The sequence below is a fragment of the Roseovarius pelagicus genome (assembly GCF_025639885.1).
Classification (GTDB): Bacteria; Pseudomonadota; Alphaproteobacteria; order Rhodobacterales; family Rhodobacteraceae; genus Roseovarius; species Roseovarius pelagicus.
Window position 1 is genome coordinate 61,566 of sequence record NZ_CP106739.1, and the last position, 23,196, is coordinate 84,761.

The 23,196-nt window shown below is 59.7% G+C and carries 25 protein-coding genes and 1 pseudogene; 12 read left to right on the forward strand and 14 right to left on the reverse strand.

Annotated features, from left to right (window positions below; all coding sequences use genetic code 11):
* Positions 1-74: 74 nt before the first annotated feature.
* Together cueR and N7U68_RS20385 are read right to left on the reverse strand one after the other, a co-directional pair.
* On the reverse strand, positions 75-497 hold the full coding sequence (cueR, locus tag N7U68_RS20380) for a Cu(I)-responsive transcriptional regulator (protein ID WP_263049328.1): 423 nt from the start codon (positions 495-497) through the stop codon (positions 75-77).
* 19 nt (positions 498-516) lie between these two features.
* The gene (locus N7U68_RS20385; RefSeq protein ID WP_263049329.1) at positions 517-3,024 is read right to left on the reverse strand and encodes a heavy metal translocating P-type ATPase; all 2,508 of its coding nucleotides are present in this window, start codon (positions 3,022-3,024) and stop codon (positions 517-519) included.
* Positions 3,025-3,162: 138 nt separating this feature from the next.
* Here N7U68_RS20385 and N7U68_RS20390 point away from each other — a divergent pair, with 138 nt between their 5' ends.
* From N7U68_RS20390 to N7U68_RS20435, 10 genes are all read left to right on the forward strand, one after another.
* Positions 3,163-3,372, forward strand: coding sequence for a heavy-metal-associated domain-containing protein (locus N7U68_RS20390; RefSeq protein WP_263049330.1), 210 nt, complete (start codon positions 3,163-3,165; stop codon positions 3,370-3,372).
* A 287-nt stretch (positions 3,373-3,659) separates the two neighbouring features.
* On the forward strand, positions 3,660-3,974 hold the full coding sequence (locus tag N7U68_RS20395; protein WP_263049331.1) for a hypothetical protein: 315 nt from the start codon (positions 3,660-3,662) through the stop codon (positions 3,972-3,974).
* A 73-nt stretch (positions 3,975-4,047) separates the two neighbouring features.
* Entirely contained in the window at positions 4,048-4,269 is a 222-nt protein-coding gene (locus N7U68_RS20400; protein ID WP_226892491.1) for a putative periplasmic lipoprotein, read from the forward strand.
* Positions 4,269-5,729, forward strand: coding sequence for a TolC family protein (locus N7U68_RS20405; protein WP_263049332.1), 1,461 nt, complete (start codon positions 4,269-4,271; stop codon positions 5,727-5,729). The genes N7U68_RS20400 and N7U68_RS20405 overlap by 1 nt, the downstream gene beginning before the upstream one ends.
* A gap of 11 nt (positions 5,730-5,740) precedes the next feature.
* The gene (locus N7U68_RS20410) at positions 5,741-7,099 is read left to right on the forward strand and encodes a multicopper oxidase family protein (RefSeq protein ID WP_263049333.1); all 1,359 of its coding nucleotides are present in this window, start codon (positions 5,741-5,743) and stop codon (positions 7,097-7,099) included.
* Positions 7,100-7,146: 47 nt separating this feature from the next.
* On the forward strand, positions 7,147-7,863 hold the full coding sequence (locus N7U68_RS20415) for a copper-binding protein (protein WP_263049334.1): 717 nt from the start codon (positions 7,147-7,149) through the stop codon (positions 7,861-7,863).
* 107 nt (positions 7,864-7,970) lie between these two features.
* Positions 7,971-8,504, forward strand: a complete 534-nt coding sequence (locus N7U68_RS20420; protein WP_263049335.1) for a cupredoxin domain-containing protein — start codon at positions 7,971-7,973, stop codon at positions 8,502-8,504.
* Between the two features lie 9 nt (positions 8,505-8,513).
* Positions 8,514-9,818: an ABC transporter transmembrane domain-containing protein gene (locus tag N7U68_RS20425; protein ID WP_263049336.1), complete on the forward strand. Its 1,305-nt coding sequence runs from the start codon at positions 8,514-8,516 to the stop codon at positions 9,816-9,818.
* Positions 9,815-10,273: a c-type cytochrome gene (locus N7U68_RS20430; protein ID WP_263049337.1), complete on the forward strand. Its 459-nt coding sequence runs from the start codon at positions 9,815-9,817 to the stop codon at positions 10,271-10,273. Before N7U68_RS20425 ends, N7U68_RS20430 begins: the two co-directional genes overlap by 4 nt.
* Positions 10,274-10,368: 95 nt before the next feature.
* Positions 10,369-11,610 carry a sialidase family protein gene (locus tag N7U68_RS20435; RefSeq protein ID WP_263049338.1) on the forward strand — a complete coding sequence of 414 codons (1,242 nt, stop codon included), beginning with the start codon at positions 10,369-10,371 and terminating at the stop codon, positions 11,608-11,610.
* Positions 11,611-11,660: 50 nt separating this feature from the next.
* On the opposite strand, the pseudogene N7U68_RS20440 reads toward N7U68_RS20435, so the two are convergent.
* A pseudogene (locus N7U68_RS20440) lies at positions 11,661-12,284 on the reverse strand (efflux RND transporter permease subunit); the annotation flags it as partial.
* Positions 12,285-12,496: 212 nt separating this feature from the next.
* Between N7U68_RS20440 and N7U68_RS20445 the strand changes: the two are divergent.
* Both N7U68_RS20445 and N7U68_RS20450 read left to right on the forward strand, forming a co-directional pair.
* Positions 12,497-14,848 carry a heavy metal translocating P-type ATPase gene (locus tag N7U68_RS20445; protein ID WP_263049339.1) on the forward strand — a complete coding sequence of 784 codons (2,352 nt, stop codon included), beginning with the start codon at positions 12,497-12,499 and terminating at the stop codon, positions 14,846-14,848.
* 61 nt (positions 14,849-14,909) lie between these two features.
* Complete coding sequence (locus N7U68_RS20450) at positions 14,910-15,410, forward strand: L,D-transpeptidase family protein (RefSeq protein WP_047998128.1); 501 nt, start codon at positions 14,910-14,912, stop codon at positions 15,408-15,410.
* Positions 15,411-15,435: 25 nt separating this feature from the next.
* On the opposite strand, the gene N7U68_RS20455 is transcribed toward N7U68_RS20450, so the two are convergent.
* The 11 genes from N7U68_RS20455 to N7U68_RS20505 form a co-directional block, all read right to left on the reverse strand.
* Positions 15,436-15,600 carry a hypothetical protein gene (locus tag N7U68_RS20455; RefSeq protein WP_047997977.1) on the reverse strand — a complete coding sequence of 55 codons (165 nt, stop codon included), beginning with the start codon at positions 15,598-15,600 and terminating at the stop codon, positions 15,436-15,438.
* The gene (gene lnt, locus N7U68_RS20460; RefSeq protein ID WP_263049340.1) at positions 15,597-17,093 is read right to left on the reverse strand and encodes an apolipoprotein N-acyltransferase; all 1,497 of its coding nucleotides are present in this window, start codon (positions 17,091-17,093) and stop codon (positions 15,597-15,599) included. Before lnt ends, N7U68_RS20455 begins: the two co-directional genes overlap by 4 nt.
* Positions 17,094-17,138: 45 nt before the next feature.
* Entirely contained in the window at positions 17,139-17,615 is a 477-nt protein-coding gene (lspA, locus tag N7U68_RS20465) for a signal peptidase II (RefSeq protein ID WP_093734373.1), read from the reverse strand.
* Between the two features lie 3 nt (positions 17,616-17,618).
* A complete protein-coding gene (locus N7U68_RS20470) occupies positions 17,619-18,401 on the reverse strand; it encodes a ZIP family metal transporter (RefSeq protein WP_263049346.1) in 783 nt (260 codons plus the stop codon).
* A gap of 10 nt (positions 18,402-18,411) precedes the next feature.
* Positions 18,412-18,864 (reverse strand): DUF411 domain-containing protein, encoded by a 453-nt coding sequence (locus N7U68_RS20475; RefSeq protein WP_263049347.1) that lies wholly within the window; start codon positions 18,862-18,864, stop codon positions 18,412-18,414.
* A gap of 20 nt (positions 18,865-18,884) precedes the next feature.
* Positions 18,885-20,234 carry a M23 family metallopeptidase gene (locus N7U68_RS20480; protein ID WP_263049341.1) on the reverse strand — a complete coding sequence of 450 codons (1,350 nt, stop codon included), beginning with the start codon at positions 20,232-20,234 and terminating at the stop codon, positions 18,885-18,887.
* Positions 20,231-20,854: an SCO family protein gene (locus tag N7U68_RS20485; protein WP_263049342.1), complete on the reverse strand. Its 624-nt coding sequence runs from the start codon at positions 20,852-20,854 to the stop codon at positions 20,231-20,233. Before N7U68_RS20485 ends, N7U68_RS20480 begins: the two co-directional genes overlap by 4 nt.
* 8 nt (positions 20,855-20,862) lie before the next feature.
* Positions 20,863-21,297, reverse strand: coding sequence for a copper chaperone PCu(A)C (locus tag N7U68_RS20490; protein ID WP_373323018.1), 435 nt, complete (start codon positions 21,295-21,297; stop codon positions 20,863-20,865).
* A gap of 67 nt (positions 21,298-21,364) precedes the next feature.
* A complete protein-coding gene (locus N7U68_RS20495; protein ID WP_263049344.1) occupies positions 21,365-22,027 on the reverse strand; it encodes a DsbA family protein in 663 nt (220 codons plus the stop codon).
* Positions 22,024-22,467 (reverse strand): disulfide bond formation protein B, encoded by a 444-nt coding sequence (locus N7U68_RS20500; protein ID WP_373323016.1) that lies wholly within the window; start codon positions 22,465-22,467, stop codon positions 22,024-22,026. Before N7U68_RS20500 ends, N7U68_RS20495 begins: the two co-directional genes overlap by 4 nt.
* Positions 22,464-23,072 (reverse strand): SCO family protein, encoded by a 609-nt coding sequence (locus N7U68_RS20505; RefSeq protein WP_373323017.1) that lies wholly within the window; start codon positions 23,070-23,072, stop codon positions 22,464-22,466. The genes N7U68_RS20500 and N7U68_RS20505 overlap by 4 nt, the downstream gene beginning before the upstream one ends.
* Positions 23,073-23,196: the final 124 nt, after the last annotated feature.

The window sequence follows — 23,196 nt, forward strand, 5'->3', positions numbered from 1 at the left end:
TAGAAGGAACAACATTGCTGCGCTGGAATGTTCCACCGCTTTCCGGGAAGGTACGGTTTTTGCGAACGTCGGAGCTACCGGGAAGCCTTGCCAATGTTGCCCGCCGCCTTTTGTTCCATCGCCAGATCGGCCAAGATGGGGCAATCGGGGCGGTGATCACCCGCGCGTGCATCCACAAGATGCGACAGCGTCGCGCGCATTTCGGTCAGTTCGGCGATCTTGCTGTCAATCCGATCAAGATGCTCTTCGGCAATCTGCTTTACCTCGGCACTGGCGCGGTCAGTATCGGCATAAAGCTTCAGCAGGCTCCGGCAATCCTCGATGGTGAATCCAAGGGCCCGTGCCCGGCCGAGAAAGGCCAGCTTGTGCACGTCGCTCTGCCGGAAGCTGCGATAGCCATTTGAACTGCGCAGCGGTTCGACAAGACCGATGTCTTCGTAGTAGCGGATCGTTTTGGCGGGAAGGCCGGAAAGGTCGGCCACATCTCCGATGTTCATGATCGTTTCCTCCTTGAGTTCATTCAGCTGGAATTGGGGATGCCGAGGCTTCGGAGACGGGGCGCGCCGTTTCGTCCATCGCCGGGCGCACGCGGCGCAGCCGCAGCGCATTCGTCAGCACGAAGACGGAGCTGAGCGCCATCGCACCTGCTGCCAGAACGGGTGAGAGCAGAAGTCCTGACACCGGATAAAGCACGCCCGCCGCAACCGGGATCAGGGCGACGTTGTATCCAAATGCCCAGAAAAGGTTCTGGCGGATGTTGCGCATGGTGCTCCGCGACACCTCGAGGGCGTTCACGACGCCGCGCAGATCGCCGGACATCAGCACCACATCTGCGGATTCGATGGCCACGTCTGTACCGGTGCCGATGGCGATACCCACGTCCGAATGGGCAAGCGCGGGTGCGTCGTTGATCCCGTCGCCAACGAACGCGATGCGCTTGCCCGCGCCGCGCAAATCTTCCAGCGCCGCCACCTTGCCGTCGGGGAGAACGCCAGCGATCACATGGTCGATGCCGGTTTCGCGGGCGATAGCTTCTGCCGTTTCGCGCTTGTCACCGGTGATCATGGTGACCTTCAGTCCCTGTGCGTGCAAGGCGCGGATTGCAGCGGCGCTGGACGGCTTCACCGGATCGGACACCGCGATGACGGCGGCGACACGACCGTCGATCGCCGCGAAAAGTGCGGTGCGGCCCTGTTCGGCCAGCCGACGCTCCTCGTCGGCCAGATCGCCGATTGTCAGCCCCTCGCGGGTCATCAGGCGGTCGGCCCCGACAAGCACCTCGCGGCCCGCCACTTTTGCCCGCACGCCGTGGCCGGTGATGGATTCAAAATCCTTGGCGTCATGCCGCGCGACGCCCTCGACCTTTGCCGCGCGCACGATTGCCTCTGCGATCGGGTGTTCCGATTGCGCCTCCACAGCGGCGACAAGCGCCAGCACCTCGGTGCGGTCAAAGCTGTCCACAAGCACGAGGTCGGTCAGTTCCGGGCGGCCCTGGGTCACCGTTCCGGTCTTGTCCAGCGCCACAACATCAACGCTGGATAGCTGTTGCAACGCGTCGCCCTTGCGGAAGAGCACGCCCATATCGGCGGCACGTCCCGTGCCAACCATGATCGACGTGGGCGTGGCGAGCCCCATCGCGCAGGGGCAGGCGATGATCAGCACGGAGACGCCGGCCACCAAAGCAAAGGACAGCGCGGGCGAAGGACCGACCAACAGCCAGACAATCACCGTCAACAGGGCCAATGCCATGACTGCGGGCACGAACCAGAGCGTGATCCGGTCCACCAGTCCCTGGATCGGCAGCTTGGCGCCCTGCGCCTCTTCGACCATCCGGATGATCTGGGCCAGCGTCGTGTCGGCGCCAACACGCGTCGCGCGGAACCGGAAGGCACCGCTGCCGTTGACCGTGCCGCCGGTGACGGGATCGCCCACGGATTTGGCGACCGGCACCGGTTCGCCGGTGATCATACTCTCATCCACACGGGCACTGCCTTCGGTCAGCTCACCATCCACTGCGATCCGCTCGCCAGGGCGCACGATCAGAATGTCGCCCGCGATGATGCGGTCGATGGCCACATCCAGCGGCTCCCCGTCCACCAGCACACGGGCCGTCTTTGCCTGAAGGCCCATCAGCTTCTGGATCGCAGCCCCGGTTCGGCCCTTCGCGCGGGCCTCCAGCCAGCGGCCCAGAAGGATCAACACCACGATGACCGCCGCCGCCTCGAAATAGACCGCGCGCGATCCCGCGGGCAGCAGCGTCGGTGCGAAAAGCGCCACAAGTGAATAGATGTAGGCCGCCGATGTGCCAACCGCGACAAGGCTGTTCATGTCCGGCGCGCCTTTCAACAGTGCCGGGAAACCGCGTGTGTAAAAAGTACGTCCTGGCCAGAGCAGGACTGCCGTGGTCAACACGAACTGGATCATCCAGCTGGTCCAGTGGCCGATGGTGTCACCGATCAGACCGTGCGTGCCGGGGATCAGATGTGCGCCCATCTCAAGTAGAAACACCGGCAGGGCGAGGGTCGCTGCCACGACAGTCCGTCGTGCCAGATCCCGCGCCTCTTCGTTCTTGCGGGCTCCTGCGTCTTCCGATGAACTGTCTTCGGCCTGCGTGGCAGGGTAACCTGCGTCGCTGGCCGCCTTGATGAGGTCGACAACCGCGACCGCGCCTTCCAGATAGGTGACCGTAGCGGTTTCCGATGCCAGGTTGACGTTCACGTCCAGCACGCCCGGCAGCACTGCCAGTGCCTTGTCCACCCGACCGACGCACGAGGCACAGGACATGGATGCGATGTTCAGACGTACGCTCCGGGTCCGGGCCGGATAGCCGATCTCCTGAAGAGTTGTCGCGATTTCGGCGGTGCGCTCCGGTGCGTCGATCTTCGCCTGGGCGGTCTCGTTGGCGAGATTGACACTGACATCGCTGACCCCCGGCAGAGCCGTGAGGCCACGTTCCACGCGCCCGACGCAGGAAGCGCAGGACATGTTTTGCAGGGAAAGCCGAAGGGTGCGCGGATCCGACATGAGAATCTCCTTGATCTGATCCTGCTACAGATAGGGCCTCCAGTTACTGGAAGGTCAACAGGCATGTTGAATAAAATTGTGGCCATTGACCTTCCCGCGCCGGAACGCCCTACATGCAAGGCGTTAAAGGAGATTGCGATGATCCGATTCAGTGTACCGAACATGAGTTGCGGCCATTGTACCGCTTCCATCCAAAAGGCCATCATGGCTGCCGACCCAGATGCAAAAGTATCGTGCGATCTGACTGAACGTATCGTCGACGTCGACAGCACCCTGGATGAAAGTGAATTGGCCGCAACGATCAGCGGCGCGGGCTATGGCGCCGAGAAACTGTCTGAGGTTCAGTAGCACAAGACGCGTCAGCATCGCTCCGCTAAGCGGTAGCGAGGTATTGGCTGTTCATATGTTTCTGATATGCAACATTTTCTGGCGGCAGCGGCCGTATCTCGCCTGTTTCACAAAAGAGCTGCAAACCTTCCTGCGCAGGACGGATTGACAGAATTGCTTCGGTATCCGATGCTTGCAGCATGAGCTTTCGAGTTTTCATATCAAGCTGGTCAAGGGCGTTTACGTGCATTGCGTTTGCGCTCGCATTGGTATTGTCACCACCTTCTGCCGCTCACGCGTCGTCCGGCATGCATGACGGACATCAAGCCAAGTCTGTTGGTGTCGTTGGTGCTGCCGAGGCCCATGACACCGGAAGCGATGCGCATCACGCGCATTCGAAGCCTATGGGCGTAAACGACATCGATATTGCAGCGTCCGACAAGGATGGCAAAGAGCAACAATCCCAAGAGTGTTGTGACGGTATCTGTATTTCTGTCGTCGTCCTCGAAGATACCAAGGTCGGAAAAGAGCCGGTCGGCACAAATGAATATGCCATTCTGGACGGTCAGACGCATTCCGCAGAAACTACCGGGTTTCTGCGGCCCCCTCGATTCCTGATCTGAACCGGCGCCCAAATCGGGTGTGAGCCTTGCGCAGAGTCTGCGTGAGACAACGTTCACCAATCAGGTTACTTTCATGAAAATTCATCTACTTATGGGGGCTTCGGCCCTCGGGCTTGGCGCATGCGCCTATGAGCCCACCCCGTTGCCGTCCGTCGCGACCCAACAGGCCGTCGTCAACACGGCAGTTTCATCGCCGATCAGCTATCAGGACCCCTTGGCGGGCTACACCTATCGCGGCCCTACAGGTCCCCGCGACTGGCGTTCCGTCAATCAAGAACAGACGGAGGGCAACTGATGCGGGTATCGAAGTTTCCGCTGGTTTTCGGCTTTCCGCTAATCTTGGGTGCCTGTGCTGCAGCTGTACCGGGCATCTACACGGAACCAAAAGCTGGCTTCGCCAACATTTCCAGCCAGGTCACACCAGCCATCGGCAAACGGACAGCCTTCGCCGAAACCCAGGCCGAAAACGAGGCCTTGAAGAAGCAGGTGCACGCAATGGTGCACCGCAAGACCATTTCGGCGGACACCGCCGTTCAGGTCGCGCTTCTGAACAACAAGGGGTTGCAGGCGTCCTATGCGAACGTTGGCCTATCGGCCGCAGAGGCCTGGCAGCAATCGACGCCGGAAAACCCGATCGTGTCGATTGGTACACTGGGCATCGGTGCGCCCGAACTGGGTGCCTACAGGGCGATCGAGGGACTGATTCGCGCCAACATACTGGACGCGACCACCCGCAAGCAGCGCGTCGCGCTGGCCGACGTCAATTTTCGGACAGCGCAGATGAATGCGGTGAACGACACGCTGGCACTTGCCAACCAGACCCGGACCGCGTGGATCAACTCCGTCGCCGCGTTTGAGACTGTCACCTATCTCAAGCGCGCCAAGGGCACATCGGACGCAGGATCCGAGCTTGCCCTCAAGCTTGGCGAGACTGGTGCCCTTAACAAGGCCGGACAGGCCCGGGAACAGGCGTTCAACGCCGAACTGGCCGGGCAGCTGGCGCAGGCCCGTTTGAACGCGGCACGCGCCAAGGAAGAGCTGACGCAGTTGATGGGGCTTTGGGGAAGCAACGTAAACTACTACGTTCCCGATGCCCTGCCGTCTCTGCCACGCTCGGTTGGGCCAATCACAAACCTGGAGGCAAAGGCCCTTAGCAACAGGTTTGATCTTCGGGTTGCGAAACTGGGGCTGGAGGCACAGGCGGCTGCGTTTGGGCTAACAGATCAGACGCGGCTGGTAACCGATCTGGAGATTATCGCAGGCTTCGAGTCCGAGCGTGAAAACGACGCGGGCAATATTGAAACCGAAACGACCCCGCAGATCGAGTTGGAATTTGCCATTCCGATATATGACACCGGCAAGGCCCGGATGCGCAAGGCCGAGCTTATGTATCTTCAGGCCGCCAACGTTCTAGCCGAACGCGCGATCAACGTGCGGTCAGAGGCACGTGCTGCCGAGACCACATATCACGCGTCCTACAAGATCGCACGCCACTATCGCGATGTTCTGGTGCCATTGCGCCAAACCGTCGAGGAAGAAGGCCTGCTGTCCTATAACGGCATGATTACCAACACCTTTGAATTGCTCACGGACGTGCGCGAAAAACTTGGTGCGTCGCTTGAAGCGGCGGATGCCAAACGCGAATTCTACCTTGCCCAAGCGAACCTGACAGCCGCCATTTACGGCGGTGGTGCAGGTGGAGCGGGTGGTGGCGAGGGCGTATCACTTGCCGCCGGCGGCGGCGCAGGACACTGAAAGGAAATGACATGATCAACAGACGTCAATTACTCGGGGCCGGCGCCGCAGGAGCGGCGCTCGTCTCCTCCCAGGCGTGGGGCAAAACGACGAATATGGGCTTGCCTGAAGCGGCCCAGATGGACAGTGCTGCTACCACGATCACGCCGCGCCCCAACTCCGGGCCGGACTACAACCCGGTTGTGACGCTGAACGGCTGGACCCTGCCGCACCGGATGAACAACGGTATCAAGGAATTCCACCTTGTTGCGGAACCGGTCGAGCGCGAGCTTGCCGATGGAATGATCGCGCATCTGTGGGGCTATAACGGCCAATCCACCGGGCCGACGATCGAGGCGGTCGAAGGCGACCGGGTGCGTATCTACGTCACCAACAAATTGCCGGAAGGCACCACGGTGCACTGGCATGGGCTCATTCTCCCTTCGGGCATGGATGGGGTTTCCGGGTTGAGCCATCCCAGCATTCCACCAGGGAAAACGTTCATATACGAATTCGACTTGGTGAAGTCCGGTACGTTCATGTACCACCCCCACGGCGATGAAATGACCCAGATGGCGATGGGGATGATGGGCATGTTCGTGGTCCATCCCAAGGATCCTACATTCATGCCGGTGGATCGCGATTTCCTGATCATGCTGAACGCTTTCGACATCGATCCGGGGACATATGTGCCGCGCATCATGACGATGACGGATTTCAACCTTTGGACCTGGAACAGCCGGATCTTCCCAGACATCGATCCGCTGGTCGTGAACAAGGACGATCGCGTGCGTGTGCGCGTGGGAAACCTTACGATGACCAACCATCCGATCCACATGCATGGGTACGACTTCAAGGTCACCTGCACCGATGGCGGCTGGGTGCCGGAGTCTGCGCAATGGCCCGAGGTCAGCATCGATATTCCGGTAGGCGCCATGCGCGCCTACGAATTCGATGCCGAACACTTGGGCGACTGGGCGATCCATTGCCACAAGTCGCACCACACCATGAATGCGATGGGCCATGATGTGCCAACCTTCATTGGCGTAGACAAGAAGTCACTCACGCAAAAGATCCGCCAATTCCAGCCGGAATATATGCCCATGGGCATGTCCGGCATGGGGGACATGGCAAAAATGGAAATGCCGCTACCCGACAATACCATCCCGATGATGACGGGTTGGGGCCCGTACGGACCCATCGAGATGGGCGGCATGTTTTCGGTCGTGAAGGTGCGGGACGGCATCGACGCGGACGATTACTCCGATCCCGGCTGGTACGAGAATCCTCCGGGCGAGATGGCCTACGAATGGACTGGCGAATTACCCGAATTTGCCTCCAACAACAGCCCCAAGACCATTCTCACACCGAAACCAACCTCGAAGGGCTGAGCGGCCCTTCGTCATCTCCAACCAAACCAACCTACAGGACAACAAAAATGAGAAATCTTCTTTTGACGACAAGCTTCGCGATCGCGCTATCAGCACCGGCCTTTGCTGCAGGTACACACGACGGCGGGCATGGGGAGACCAAGCCAGCCGCAATGATGGTCGGCATGCCGGGTGACGCCGCCAAGGTGGACCGCACAATCGACGTCACTTTGCTCGAAAACGATGAGGGCCAGATGCTGATCGAGAGTGAGCCAATGGATATCAAGGAGGGCGAAACCATCCGCTTCAACATCACCAACAAGGGTGAGCTGGAGCATGAATTCGTCCTCGACACGGTAGAGCGTAATGCCGAGCACAAGATCGAAATGGCAAAGATGGACATGGAACACGACGACCCGAACCGTATCCGTCTCGATGCGGGCGCGTCGGGTGAGGTTGTCTGGACTTTCGCGAATTCTGGTAGGTTCGAAGCGGCGTGCCTGATCCCGGGCCACTACGAATCCGGCATGCACCGTGAGGTCGCAGTCGGTGACCAGATGGCACAAGCTGACGTGGAATACACGAGCGGCACCATCAAGAAAATCGACGCCAAGGCTGGCAAGGTCACAATCATCCACGGCCCTCTGGTCAACCTCGATATGCCCGCGATGACTATGGTGTTCCGCGCCGACGAAGCAATGATGACCAAGATGGCGGAAGGTCAGGACATCGAGTTCGTTGCCGACCGGGTCAAGGGTAAACTGACCGTCACACAGATCAAGTGATGAAAATCCATGGGGCCAGGGCAAACGCCTTGGCCCCATCGCTTTGAGGCTTGGCCCGAGCAAGCAAGAAGATCCCAAAAAATCAAGCGCTACGGAGGTAGCCGAGCATGACGAATTTCCTGAGAACCTGCACCATCGCGCTTGCGCTCGTCTTTCCGGCTTTTTCAGTGGGCGCTTCCAGTGGCAAGGGCCAGCAGCCTCACGCGCGTGCATTCGAAGTGCCTGGCCATGATCCGATCGGGAAACCCGGTGATGGCTCCTCAATCGACACGACGATTGAATTGTCCATCAGGGAGACAGAAAGCGGCTACATGCTTTTCGAGCCGGACGCACTCCACATCGAGAGTAGTTCAGTTGTCCGCTTTTTGATCAGCAATCTGGGCGGACTGGATCACGAGTTTTTTCTCGGCTCCTTTGACGAGGTTGCAGAACACCAGCAGTGGATGCGCGAACATCCCGATATGCAGCATGACAGCGCCAACTCGGTTTCGATCCCAAGTGGACAAAATGCCGAGTTAATCTGGGAGTTCTCCGATATGACCAACTTGGAGTTCGTATGCTTGATCCCCGGCCACCGGGAAGCGGGCATGTGGGGCGTCATCATCGTGCACGATCACCTTGCGCCGAAATCCGAAGGTTAGACATTTTCAATGTCACTCTTGGACAGGTATCACCTGCTTGTACACGACGTAGCTGCCGCCTTTGGGTACGACTACAACGATGTCACGCCAGACTGGGTGCACCCGTTCATTCATCTCATACTGGTCTTGGCCCCCGCGCTGCTGATCACCGTTGGCTCATATCTTGCTATTCGCGGCATTCTGAAGCTTTGGAAGTACCGCAGCACGCCTGCGATCCACCCAGAGCCCATACGAGGGCTCGAAGGAAGTCTTTTCAGCACCGTCTTGCGCTATTCAAGAAGGCAGCAGGCGTTGATGATCGTGGTTAGCCTCATCGCGATGCCTTTTCTCTATCTGACCCTGGAACTGCCAAAACAGATCGTGAACAACGCTCTGGATTCCGACCGTTTCCCGATTGTCGTTCTGGGACGAGACCTCGATCAGGTCGTTTTCCTCATACTTCTTTGCGGTCTCTATCTTCTGGCGATCATCCTGAATGGGTTAAACAAATATGACCTAAACGTCTTCAAAGGGTATGTCGCGGAGCGTTTTCTTCGGCGCTTCCGCCTGCTGGTCTATCGGCAATGGCGCAGCGATCCAGACTCCCGAAACCAGAGCGAGATCGTCCCTATTCTCGCACAGGAAGTTGAGCCCATAGGTGGCTTCGCGGCGGACGTCCTTACGCTGCCAATCCTGCAAGGCGGTACGCTTTTGACGATCCTGTTTTTCATGTTCGTTCAGGACCCTGTCTTGGGTGCCGCAGCACTGACCGTACTGCCGATTCAGCTTGTGCTGCTGCCCAAGCTGCAACGCCGGGTCAACGCGCTTTCGCGCACCAGGATCAAGGAAGTCCGACAGCTTGGCAGGCAGCTCAGCGATCAATTGCGCCAACGGCAGGTCAATTCGGCCGGGCTGCTGCCAGTGAGTGCAAGTTTTAGAGAGCTTGAGCACGTGCGCAGGAAGATTTTCCGTCTGAAGTTCTTCATCAAGGCCCTCAACAATTTTCTGACCGCGCTAACACCGTTCTTGTTCTATTCTCTAGGCGGATACTTCGTCATCGAAGGTCGCATTACACTCGGCGCGCTGGTGGCCGTCCTGGCAGCACACAAGGACTTCTCGGCACCGCTGAAAGAGCTCTTCAGTTACTATCAGACGCTGGAAGACACGCGGATCCGGTACCAGGAAATCACGACCTTTTTCACTGGATCGATTCAGCGATCGGGGAAAGCTCAGGCAGACAACCACAAGCCGGAAGAGGTCAGCGAATTCGAGGAAGCTACACTGAGATACCCGGCTTTGTCTGTGAAGAGACAGGGGGCGATCGCAACATCATGAAGGAGTCCGATAGAATGAGATGGGCAGCGATATTTTTTGCTCTGGTCGCCATTGCTGCGGCGGGATGGTATTTCAAGCAGCAAACAGACTCCCAAACGGGCACCCGGACGGAGGAGGGCAGGGTGCTCCCTGCAGGTGCGTTTGCAACTGTCAAGCTGCCAAGCAGCTTGACCGAGCAGGAGCAAATTGGCGCAAGTGCTTATGATGCGGTCTGTGCCGCCTGCCACGGCCTGAATGGTCAGGGTCAGGATGGCGTCGCTCCACCGCTTGTTCACAAGATCTATGAACCGAGCCACCACGGCGACATGGCGTTTGTCCTCGCGGCTCAAAATGGAGTTCGGGCGCATCATTGGAAATTTGGTAACATGCCAGCGGTTGAAGGCGTGACGCGATCAGATATTCTCGATATCGTGTCTTACATTCGTGCATTGCAGCGTGCCAACGGGATATATTGAGCCGTTTCGACGGTCAAAAGGGTGGAATTGGTTCGCGGGTAACTACCATTCTGTTCGCTGCGACATGGCGACAACTGTTGGGGAAAATTCTCTAGATGAGTAAGTGTCTCGCTGCATCGATCCTGATCCTTGTTGCATTTTTCGGATCTTCCACCGCAACTCATGCCGAGGAAACCGGCCTCTTTAGATTGACCGACCGCGCAGCACCGGTCGGCATCGGCGCCCGTGAACCATCACTTGCAACCTTGCCGGATGGCCGGATCATATTGAGCTGGACAGAAGAAAAAGGAGCCGAATCGGAAGTTCGCATGGCCATCCTCGATGGTAGTGAGTGGTCGGACGCTCGTACAATTCATAAATCGTCAAAGACTTACATCAACTGGGCCGATTTCCCATCGGTAGCGGTGCTGGCTGATGGTGGCTTGGCGGCACAATGGCTTAAACTGAATGGGGAAGGTGATTATCAATATGACGTCAATATCGCTTTTTCTAAAGATGAAGGCAGAAGCTGGACGGAACCGCTAGTTCCCCATGATGACAGATCACAACGCGAGCACGGTTTTGTTTCGTTGATTCCCGATCAGTTTGGCGGGTTGACGGCGCTTTGGCTGGATGGCCGAGAGTATGACAGTCAGACAGAAGGAGAAAGCTTTGAGAATGCGATGCATCTGCGCGCGCGAGAGATCAATTCTGACGGAACGATGAAGCCAGAAAGCCTGCTGGACGCGCGCGCTTGCACTTGTTGCCAGACGTCTGCCGCGCGGACCGGCTCAGGCGACATAGTTGCGGTTTATCGTGACCGAACCGCCGATGAAATCCGCGATATTTCGATTGTTCGATCTACCGGAGGGGACTGGACGCAACCCCTCACTGTTCACGACGACGGATGGGAAATTGCCGGCTGCCCCGTAAATGGCCCAGCCGTTGATACGATGGACGACAAGGTGTCCGTTATCTGGTTCACTGCAGCTGAGAATAAACCGGAGGTTTATATCGCGTTTTCAGACGATGGCGGTGCGCAGTTTGACGAACCGCTCCGCATTGACCTCGGCACAGCCGCAGGACGGGTGGACGTCCTGCAAATGCCGGATGGAAGCGCATTGGCGCTCTGGGTTGAATATGTGGGCGGCGGTGAAGCGATCGTCATGTGCCACATATCGCGAAGTACCGGATGCGCAGCGCCTCAGGCGCTCCATATCAATCGGGGCGGCGGATCGATCGGTTTTCCCCGAATGGCGCGCGGAGACGCCGGTGCGTTTGTGGCCTGGACGCAGCCGACCGGCGGCGCGGATGGGGACACTACAATCCGCATGGTCGAAGTCGCGGTAACTCCATAGGTTTCGAGCATACATCTCAATATCCTATTGCTTGCTTGACGCCGTTGCCCTTATTCTGCGGCCCGCCCGAGGGCCAAATCAGGCACTGTACCGGCTTGCTTCAGGCTCCACCCTTTGATGATGGCATAAACCGCCGGAATGACGATCAGGGTCAGCAAGGTTGACGACACCATTCCCCCGATCATGGGCACTGCGATGCGCTGCATGATCTCGGACCCGGTGCCATGCGCCCAAAGGATCGGCATCAGGCCGGCCATGATTGCGACAACTGTCATCATCTTGGGGCGCACGCGGTCTACTGCACCCACCATGATCGCGGCGTGGAGCTCGTCGCGGGTCAGGTCCCTGTCGCCCGCGCGGGCACGCGCTTCATTCAACGCCTGATCGAGATAGATCAACATGATCACTCCGGTTTCAGCCGCCACCCCGGCCAGCGCGATAAACCCGACGGCCACCGCAACCGACATGTTGAAGCCCATGAACCACATGAGCCAAATGCCACCGACCAGAGCGAAAGGCAGCGACAGCATCACGATCAAGGTTTCCGTCAGGCGGCGGAAGTTTAGGTAAAGCAGCAGAAAGATCAGCGCCAGCGTCAGCGGCACAACAGTGGCCAGCCGCTGTTTCGCGCGTTCATGGTATTCGAACTGACCGCTCCAGCCCAAAGAATAGCCCAGCCTTTCAAAAACTACACTGGGACCGCAAATAGTGCTTCCCGTAGATGGAAGGTCAAGTCCAATCGCCTCGCTGTCGCGCCCGAACAGTTCAGAGGAGGTACAGTGCTGATTGTGATGGCCTTAAGCACAGAACATCCCAAGAAACTTCTTGAACCTCTAGCAACTGAAGCTCCTATCTTTGGCTCAACGCTTATTCTCAGAGGTTTCCCATGTCCCACGACGGTCCAGACACGCATCCGCACGGTCATCAGGATGATCGCAAAGACACAAAGGCTTGCTGCGGCCAGACGGCCGAAGACACCGCGCAGGTGGCAGCACCTCCACCATCCTCCGGACGCAGTTTTCGCGTTAACGGGCTGGATTGTGCGGAAGAGGTCGCGATCCTGAACAAGGTCGTCGGGCCGGAAGTCGGCGGCAGCGAGCATCTGGCCTTCGATGTGATCAACGGGCGCATGACCATCCTCAAAAGCGCCAAACCGCTCAGCGACGATAAGATCATCAAGATCGTCGGGTCGACTGGGATGAGCGCGAAGATGTGGGATGCCGAAAGCGCCGAAGCGGATCAGGCGGCGCATTTCGCACGTCAACGCCTCTTCACCGGACTCAGCGGCGGCTTCTGGGCCGCGGGGTTCCTTTACCACATCGTCGAGACGGGGGCGGGCGGCGCGCTGCGGCTCTTCTCCGGTCATGGCGAGACGTCTATGCCTCTGGTCGAGATGGGGCTGTTCATGCTGGCGGTGGTGTTCGGAGCCTGGCTGGTCGCCCCCAAAGCATGGTCCGCCGCGCGTAGATTGACGCCTGACATGAACCTCCTGATGATCGTTGCCGTAGCCGGTGCGATCGGGCTGGGCGAGTTTTTCGAGGCGGCGACGGTCGCATTCTTCTTTGCTCTGTCGCTCGCTCTCGAATCCTGGAGCGTGGGGCGTGCGCGCAACGCGGTCTCGGCCCTGTTGGACCTGGCACCACCCACGGCGCGCGTCATTCGCGCCGACGGATCAGAGACCGATGTTCCTGCGGCTCAGGTTGCGATCGGTGACCGCTTCGTGGTGCGCGGCGGAGACCGTATCCCGCTCGACGGAGAGGTGACCGAGGGTCGGGGCGATGTTGATCAGGCTCCGATTACCGGGGAAAGCGCACTAGTCGCCAAGGAAGCCGGAGACGAGGTCTACGCTGGCACAATTAATGGCGACGGCACGTTGACGGTCAGGGCCACGAAGGCCGCGGGCGATACCGTGCTCTCGAAAATCATCCGTATGGTAGGCGACGCCCATTCGCGCCGCGCCGAGGTCGAGCAATGGGTCACGAAATTCGCCCGCATCTACACGCCCATCGTGATGGCGCTGGCGATTCTAATCGCCGTCGTTCCGCCGCTGCTGTTCGCGGGGGCATGGAATTACTGGTTCTACAATGCGCTGGTTCTTCTGGTAATCGCTTGCCCCTGTGCGCTCGTGATTTCTACGCCGGTCTCCATCGTCGCTTCGCTCGCGGCCTCGGCACGCAATGGCGTGCTGATCAAGGGCGGTGCCTATGTGGAGGCTCCGTCACGCCTGACAGCTCTGGCAATGGACAAGACCGGGACGATCACCATGGGAGAACCGGAGGTCGCGGGCCTGCATCCTTTAGGCGGCACGGTCGAACGCGACCTTCTGAGCGCCGCTGTCGCGTTGGAAGCCCGCTCTTCGCATCCTCTGGCGCGAGCCATCCTGGCGCGCGGCGAACGCGACGGGTTGAAGCAGTCGGCGGCTACCGACACCAAAACGGTGCCGGGCCGCGGTGTCGAGGGAACCTGGGAGGGTCAGCCCGTCTGGCTCGGCTCGGATCGATTTGCGACCGAGAAGGGGCTTGGCGAAGCGATCCCCCGCGACCTGCTGGAACGGATCGAAGGGGCTGGCAGCACACTCGTTGCCGTAGGCTCCGCGGACCGCCTGCTGGGCCTGATCGAACTGCGCGACCGCATCCGCCCGGATGCGAAGGTGGTCGTGGCACGCCTGCATGCCCAGGGCGTGAAAAAGATCATCATGCTGACCGGCGACAATGAACGCACGGCGCGCGCCGTGGCGGCGGAAGTCGGCATCGATGAGGTTCGCGCAGAACTCCTGCCAGAAGACAAGGTGGCGGCAATCGAAGAACTGGTTGCCAGTTACGATGTCGTGGCAATGATCGGAGATGGTGTGAATGACGCCCCAGCCATGGCGCGGGCGCATTTCGCCATCGCCATGGGCGCGGTCGGATCGGATGCAGCCATCGAAACGGCCGATATTGCGCTGATGACAGACGATATTGCCAAAGTGCCGTGGCTGATCGGGCATTCGCGCCGCACCATGAACGTCATCCATCAGAACATCGCAATTGCGCTTGCGACGAAGGCGCTGTTCGTCGGGTTGACAGCGTTCGGCATGGCAACAATGTGGGGTGCCATCGCTGCGGATGTCGGCGTTTCGCTACTCGTAGTCGCCAACGCACTAAGGCTGCTCCGGGCCAAGAAGGATCGGCCGGACGGGTCCGGGGGTGAGCAAGTGGGCGAGAAGATGGCGCAGGGAGCCCTGGCGCACGGCCATTGATTGATCAGACATACCGATACCGATATGAGTGGACAGGTAAAAAGATCGAGCAGACGACATGATGAAAACGACACGACGAACGGCACTCTTGGGCGGACTTGCACTTGGCCTTGCAGGGTGCGCCAGCAAATTCCGAACCTACGATGGGCCCGAGGTCACCCGGTTGCAGATGTTCAAAGGTGACCGGAACCTGTTCCTGTTCAACAATACTTCGGTCCTGAAAGCCTACAGGATAGACCTCGGTTTCGCGCCCGAGGGGCCCAAGCAGTTCGAGGGTGACGGGAAAACGCCCGAAGGGGCTTATACCGTCGACCGACGCAATCCCGACAGTCTGTTCCATCTCTCCATCGGAATCTCCTATCCGAACGAGGCCGATATCGCCTTCGCCGCTGCACAGGGCCGTGAGCCAGGCGGCGACATTTTCATCCATGGCGGGCCACGACCCGGGATCGACGCGATCAAGCCAGACTGGACGGCGGGTTGCATCGCGGTGTCGGACCGCGAAATTGAGGATATCTACGCGATGGTGCGGGACGGGACGCCGATCGACATATTCGCCTAGCGCCTATCCGGCCTTGGACGGCGGTTCATAGAACCCGTGCAAGAACGATCGAGGCGAACAACGCCAGGAGTCCGAATGCGATCGCGGAACTTGCCGCGTACTGGGCGATGTCCAGCCTGTTGCCGCCACGCTTCTTGGCGAGATATCCGCCCCATGCGGCGCCGACCAATGCTCCGAAGATCACGATCATGGTGCCTTTTCCTTTCCAATAGTCAACCCAATGGCTCCCGCGATGCACGCTGCCAAAACGAGCAGGAACATCATCTGCCCGTATTTCGCGAATGGCGTGGCCGGGAGCGCAGCTGGCAAACGGGCGTCCAGCACGCCGGTCTCATCCAGCCCGAGGCGGGCGACGATCCGGCCGTACCCATCGATAACTGCTGAAATGCCCGTGTTGGCCGCGCGAACCATCGGCAGCCCCTCTTCGACCGCGCGCATCCTGGCAGAGGCCAGATGTTGCCGGGGACCGAGAGACGCACCGAACCAAGCGTCATTGGTGGCGTTGAATATCCAGTCCGGGCGCGAAGCGGCGTCTACGACACGTCCTGGAAAAATGGCCTCGTAGCAGATCGAAAGGCCGACCGGAGGCAAACCGGCAAGTTCAGAGGTTTGAGGGCCGGGACCGGGAGTGAAGTCCCCAAGCCCTGCTGTCAGTCGCTGGAGCGGAAGAAAACTCCGCAAGGGAACGTATTCCCCGAACGGCACGAGATGATGCTTGGCGTATCTCGTGACGATCCGTCCGGTCTGATCGACCGCGAGGATCGAATTTCTGTAGCGTATGTCAGTGCCATCCGACTCGCGCGTCTGTGCCCCGATGAGAAGAACGCGGCCCTCAGGCAGACGTTCGGCAATTCGACCCAACATTCCAGGATCCTCGTCGAGATAGCCGGGAAATGCGCTTTCGGGCCAGAGAAGGACGTCGAACCTGCCAGACTGCGCGGACAGATCCAGATAGCGGGATATGTTCCGGTCGCGGAACGCGGGGTTCCATTTCTCTGTCTGAGGAATGTTTCCCTGAACGATCCTGACGGTTGTGTCTGTTGGCGGTGTGGTGGCCATAAGGCGAACCGTGCCCAGGGTTCCGGCACCCGCCACCACCGACATGAAAACAAATGCGGCGAACGCATTTTGGCGACGATTCCGCATGAGGAGCGTTACGGGCAGGACCGACAACAGAACTGTGAGGAGGCCAAGTCCGTAGCTGCCAACCCATGCGGCCATTTGGCGTGGAATATCGTAGTCGGCCCACGTGTAGGCAATCAGGTTCCAGGGAAAGCCTGTCAGCATGGTGCCGCGCAGCCATTCCGAAACCGACCAGCAGATCGCGAAGATCAATGCGCCGGAGACACCTTTCGTCCTGCTCCATGCGAACGCTGCCATTGCCGCCGCCGGAAACAGCGCAAGGCCGGCGGCCAGTCCAGCCACCGCAGGAACGGCCATCCAGCCGAACCGCTCCGCGTCGACAAAAAAGCTCTCCGCGATCCAGGACAATCCGAACAGGAAGAAGCCAACGCCGAACGCCCATCCGGCAAGTCCGGCCCGCATGCGGCTCTCTCCGACCGTGAGGAGATACAGCGCGCCAAACGCGACGGGCAAAAGCACCGGCATCGAGAATGGTGGCAGAGCGAGAACCGCCAAAGCGCCGAGGCCGAATGCACAGAATGTGAGGATGATACCTGACATTCCGGAAATGCGGAGAACAGTGATGCCGATTGAAATCACCGAGATCTATCTTGAGGTTTCGGACGCAGCGACCTTTTCGCGCCCCGAGAAGATCAGCAAAATCCCCACGCCGCAGACCACGAAGACATCCGCGAGGTTGAACGCTGGCCAATGCGCCGTTCCGAGATAGAAATCCAGAAAATCGGTCACCCCTTCAAAGCGAAGACGATCGACGATATTCCCAAGAGCGCCGCCGATCACCATGCCGTAGGCAACCGCCTCGGCTGCCTGCGTTGCCCGGATCAGTGAAACGACGAGGAACAGAACGACGGCGGTGGCGACCAATGCAAGGACCCACCACGGCACATTTTGAAAGAACCCAAAGGTCACGCCGTAGTTGCGGTGGAAGATCAGGTTGAAGCCGGGGAATACAGCGACGCCGGTGGCGAGCGCTTCTGCGTTCGCAAGCACAAACGCCTTCGATGCCTGATCGGCGGCGAGCGCCGCGACAGCTGTACAAATGCCGATGGAACGAGTTGCCATGGATCACCCCAACCAGACATCGAGGAACAGCATGACGACGAGCCCGATCGCGAGCCCGGTCGTCGCCTGCTTCTGGTGGCCGCTGCGATGGGTTTCCGGGATGATCTCGTGGCTGATGACGTAAAGCATCGCACCCGCCGCAAAAGCCAGACCCCAGGGCAGGAGAGGCTGCGCTACGACCATCACCGCGGCACCGAGAAACCCTGTGACGGGTTCGACCAGACCGGTCAGTGCCGCAATGCCAAAGGCGCGGCCTGCCGAGTATCGCTCGCCCAGTAGGGCGACTGCAACAGCCAGCCCTTCAGGCGCATTCTGCAATCCGATCCCGAGAGCGACGGGAAATCCGCCTGTAAAACCATCAGCTCCGAACGCAACGCCGACGGCCAAGCCCTCCGGCGCATTGTGGATCGTGATGGCGATGATGAAGAGCCAGACACGGCGCAGCGAGACCGCCTCTGGGCCTTCGCGCCCGCTGCTGAAATGCTCATGCGGGATCATTTCGTTCATCATGGCGACCGCGCCCATGCCCATCAGGATCGCAGCACAGACGATCAGCGCCGGTATCGCGCCATCCCCGTATCGGCCCTCCGCTGCGTCGAGTGCCGGTATGATGAGAGAAAAGAAAGACGCGGCAAGCATGACCCCGGCGGCAAAGCCGAGCGAAATATCGCGCCATTTGCGTGACGGGGTCTTGCCGAGAAGCACGGGCGTCGCCCCGACGGCGGTCATGAGACCGGCGGCCAGGCTGCCTAGAAAGCCCAGTGCGACTGGTGAGAGTGTTGTGATTTGCTCCACTTTAACTCGCCGGATAGGACGAAAAAATCTCAGTGGAGCCGTCGGATTTCACCAGAAAGACATCGTAGGCTTCGGCATCGTCGCCGAAATCCATGCCGGGCGAGCCGATGGGCATGCCGGGCACGGCCAGGCCTATGGCATCGGGACGTTCTTCAAGCAGTCGAGTAATATCGGCTGGCGGAACGTGACCCTCGATGGTGTAGCCTTCGACGGTCGCCGTGTGACAGGAGAACATATCGACGGGAATACCGCGATCCATTTTCAGACGGATCAACGCCCCGCCCATATTCTCACCTTCAGGAGCGAACCCGGCATCGGACAGCTTTTCCATCCAGGCAAGGCAACAACCGCAGCTGCGCGTCTTTCCGACGTGGATAGCGGTCTGGGCGGTTACTGCCGTCGCGGCAGCAATCATGAGGGTCGCAGCGGCCAAGGTTTGAAACCTGTTTTTCATCGGAATTCCTTTCAAATCAGTCATGTGTCTTCGCGAAGAAAGGTCGCGAACCGTGTGCGCGTCTCTTCAAGGATTTCAGTGGCATCCGCAGTGTCGAAATTTTCCGCAGAGGCGAGCAATTCCTCCCCGAGCGGATCGATAGGTCGGCCGTCCACGCGCACTTCGTAGTGAAGGTTCGGAGCTGTCGCCGTGCCTGTCTCACCGACCTGGCCAATCGTTTCGCCCGCGACCACGCGGTTTCCGACGGCCAGACCCTCCGGCACAGCGCTGAGGTGCGCATAGCGGGTCATTGTGTCTGACCCGTGCGCGATCTCGACCACCCGGCCATACCCGCTCCGCCATCCGATGAAGGAGACCCGTCCGGGTGCGGTCGCTGCAATCGGTATCCCCGCAGCGGCGGCATAATCGACACCTGTGTGCATCCGCATATTGCCGTAGATCGGATGCTTGCGCTGCCCGAAGACCGACGACAGTCGTGCGCCTTCCACCGGCGGCGCGACCGTCCGCAGGATTTCACCATTCAAATAGACCGTTGCCCGCCCGCTGTCTTCGGCTGACCAGAGGATTTCGAAGCGGTCGTCGGCCAGATCGAGGGCCGCATAGGAGATTGACGGTTGACCGACCTCTGAACCATCGCGAAGGACGGTCTGACCCCAAAGGATATTCAGGGTCTCTCCGCCTTGAATATCCCTGCGAAAGTCGACCGTTTCCCCGAGGATTTGTGCGAGATCGACGGCAAAACGGGCCGGGACGCCTGCTCGATCCAGCGAAGCGTAGATCGACCCGTTTACCAGCAGCTGGCTCGCACGCTCGACTGTCAACGCGCTCGGCGTTACCGCCCGACTCGCAATGGTGTCGTCCAGGGTGACTTCGATCCGCACACCGTCATCGACAGCCAACGTCACAACGGATGGCGTGCCGTCCGGGCGAAAGTCGACGCTGAGACGATGGCCCGGTCGAAGGCGGCGCAGGTCGTACTCAACCGTCAGTGCCAGTGCGACTTCGGTCCGTGTTTGCGCATCCATGTCCGCGAGAGAGAGAAGCACGTCCAATGTGTCACCCGCCTCGACCGTCGCCTCCCAAGGCGGCGTGGCGAGGGCCTGAACAAGCGCCATCAGATTATCTGGCTCGGCCCGTTCGAGTGCGGGAAACTCAGGCGGCTGAAAAGCGGCAGGAAGAATATTCGGCATCGTATCGCCGGATGTGTTGACGCCTGGTCCATCGAGAGGTTCGGGTGGACTGTCCAAGGCCACCGGAGCCTCGGAAAAGATGTTCTCGGGCGGCGCCTCCAGGATCAAAGCCCGGCTCGCTATTGTGCTGACCGCTGCCGCGGCCATTGTCGTTCCCAGAACGATATGTCTCAGTTTCAAGATTCTGCCCCCTCGGTTCTGTCCTGCATCGCGCGCCTTATCTTCGGCACGGCGAATTCACGTGGTTCGTGATAGTCGATGGTGGTGACGAAGCGGCCTGTCGCATCGAACAGGAAAACACCCGCCGTGTGGTTCATCGTATATTCGCCGTTTTCGCCCTCAACCTTCTCATAGGTGGCATGGAAACCGTCGGCGATGGCGGCGATCTGGTTGGGCGGACCCGTCCATCCCTGAATCTGCGGATGGAAATACGAGACATACTCGGCCATGGTCTCGACCGTGTCGCGGTCCGGGTCCACGGTGATAAAAATTGTGTTCAGGTTTCCGGCGTCCGGCCCAAGCTCGTCGAGCCAGCCGGAAATGTCCGAGAGGGTCGTCGGGCAGACGTCGGGGCAATAGGTGAAGCCGAAGAAGACCAGACTCGGCTCGCCGATGAGGGTTTCCGGGCCGACATCCCGACCATCCTGATCCGTCAGGCTGAAATCCATCAAGGATAGCGGCATGGGCCTCTTGCCCGGAGCAGGATCAGCTCCAGGCCCATCGACCTGCCACCAGCCGACGAATAGGGCGGCAAAGACTGCCGCCGCGCCGATCGCTGCGATTTTGGCCACCCTTAACATCATTCGGATCAGCCTTCGGGGCCGCGTGCGCCGATGCCGACGATCGGAACAGTGATTTCAAGCTCTGTCCCGTCAGAAAAGAGCAGGGTCAGCGAAAAAGTCTCCCCCTCGACGAGCGGAGATTGCAGTTGCATCAGCATGGCGTGATATCCGCCAGGTTCGAGGGCGATCATGCCCCCGGCCGGGATCATGATATCGTTGGCCGGAGCCATGCTGCTGACGCCGTCAGAATTGGTTCTGGTTTCGTGGATCGAGGCCATCCCGGAGATCTCCGCGCGAAGACCGATGAGGGAGATCGGGTCGCTGCCCTCGTTCCGAACGGTCAGATAGGCCCCGCCGGGCCGCGACGTTCTAAGGCTCGCGCGCGCCCAGGGGCTCTCAACCACAATCGATGCGTTGTCTGACAACTGTTGCGCTGAGGATGCGATTGGCAAGCCCATCATAAGAGCGACAGACAGGCTCTGGATTGCCTTTGCGAAGGTTTCGAACACGTTGGTTCTCCTGTTCGTTCTAGTTGGTTGCCACAGCCTCGACTTCGGCTTGGACGAGCGACAAAAGCTGCTCCGCACCGAACTCTGGCAAAGGCTTACCGTTGACGAAGAACGTCGGTGTGCCTTGGATTCCGACAGCTTCGACGTCGGCCCGGTCCTGATTGAGGACGCCGACGATGCTGGGTGACCTGATCTGGTCCGCCGCCGCCGCAGTATCCAGACCCGCCGCTCCGGCGATCTCCATGATCCGCTCTGCCGCAGGCGCGCCATGGGAGGCCCAGGCAGGCTGATTTTCAAGCAGCGCTTCCAGCACGGGAACAAAAACGTCCTGCAACCGAGCCGCTTCCAGCACCTTGATTGCCAGCTCGGACCCCTCGCCGTGGAACGGCGTGTAGCGCATGACGACGCGCACATCGTCGGGGTATTGCGCCAGTATCTGCTTCACGATTGGATGGAAGGCGCGGCAGGCCTCGCAGGCAGGGTCGAAGAACTCCACGATGGTCACTGGCGCATCCTCACGCCCGAGTATGGGAGAATAGGACCGAACAAGACGATCCTGTTGTTCCAACGGAGCGGCTGTCGCCACCGGGGTCGGATCGGGGCGCGATACGAACCAGGCACCAGCCACGAAAACGGCCAGTACCAGAGTGAGTATCGCGAGCAGAAGTGTCTTTCGGTTCATATTGATATCCGTCGAAGTTGAATGAGAAGGACAAGGATTGCCCCGAACGTCAGCAGGGAGAGCAGAGGGATTGGCAGGCCAAGGATCAGCATCGCCTCATCGGTGCAGGATGGCCCGGACGCCGTGCAGGGGACGATCGGCGACGGCACGATCCCTGCGTAAAGCAGGGAATGGTAAAGGGCGACGGCACCACCCAGAACCGCGAGCGGCGCGGCATAGCGCCAGATCGAGAGGTCGGCGCGCCACGCCGCCACCCCGAGGATGACCGCGAGCGGAAACATGAAGGCACGCTGGAACCAGCACAGATTGCAGGGGGTCTGCCCCAGAACCTCTCCGATGAAGAGCACGGCAAGCGACGCGGACAAGGCGACGAACCATGCCGCGAAGAGGAAAGCCACCGGGCTCGCGGCGCGTGGCGTTGCGTCTGGGCTAGCTGTCACGCGCCGATCCTTTCGCGAAGATCAGTAACGATCAGTCCGGGTTCGTCGTCGTATTCGTAGATGCGGACAAATTCGCCTTCCGGATCGAAGAGAAGGAAGGACGACGTATGCCCCATCGTATAGCCGTCGGGCGCCGAGGCTTCCTCGATCTTCTGGTAGTAGATCCTGAAGGTCTCGGCAGTGCGTTCGATTTGGTCCGGCGGTCCGCTCAACCCAAGGATTCCCTGACCGAACTGGGGAACGTAGTTGGCCAGAGCGCTTGGCGTATCCCTTTCAGGGTCGACCGTGATGAACAGTGGCTGGACGGCGGAACTTGGTGTGCCGAGCTCGTCCATGACCTGCGTGATGGTTGCGAGCCCCATGGGACACACGTCGGGGCAGTTCGCAAATCCGAAAAAGACGAGCATCCAGCGCCCTCGGAAATCCTCGTCGGTCTGCACCATACCGGTATGGTCCGTCAGCTCAAAATCCGCAGTGAAACTCTCGGCCTCAGGATCAACACGCGCGGCGACCGGTCCCTGATTGCGTTCAGTCATCCAAAGCGTGGCTGACACCGCCGCAGCGACAACCACTGCCGACCAGAGAACTATCCGGACCTTCTTCATTGCTTGCGCTACCCACCTGTTCAGTTTGTCTGTGCGCGGGATACAAGCTACAGCAGATAGAGGTTCAAGCGAAAAGTTACTTTTTTTGTCCGAAGTCACGCTGATGTGAAACCTTTGTCTTTTC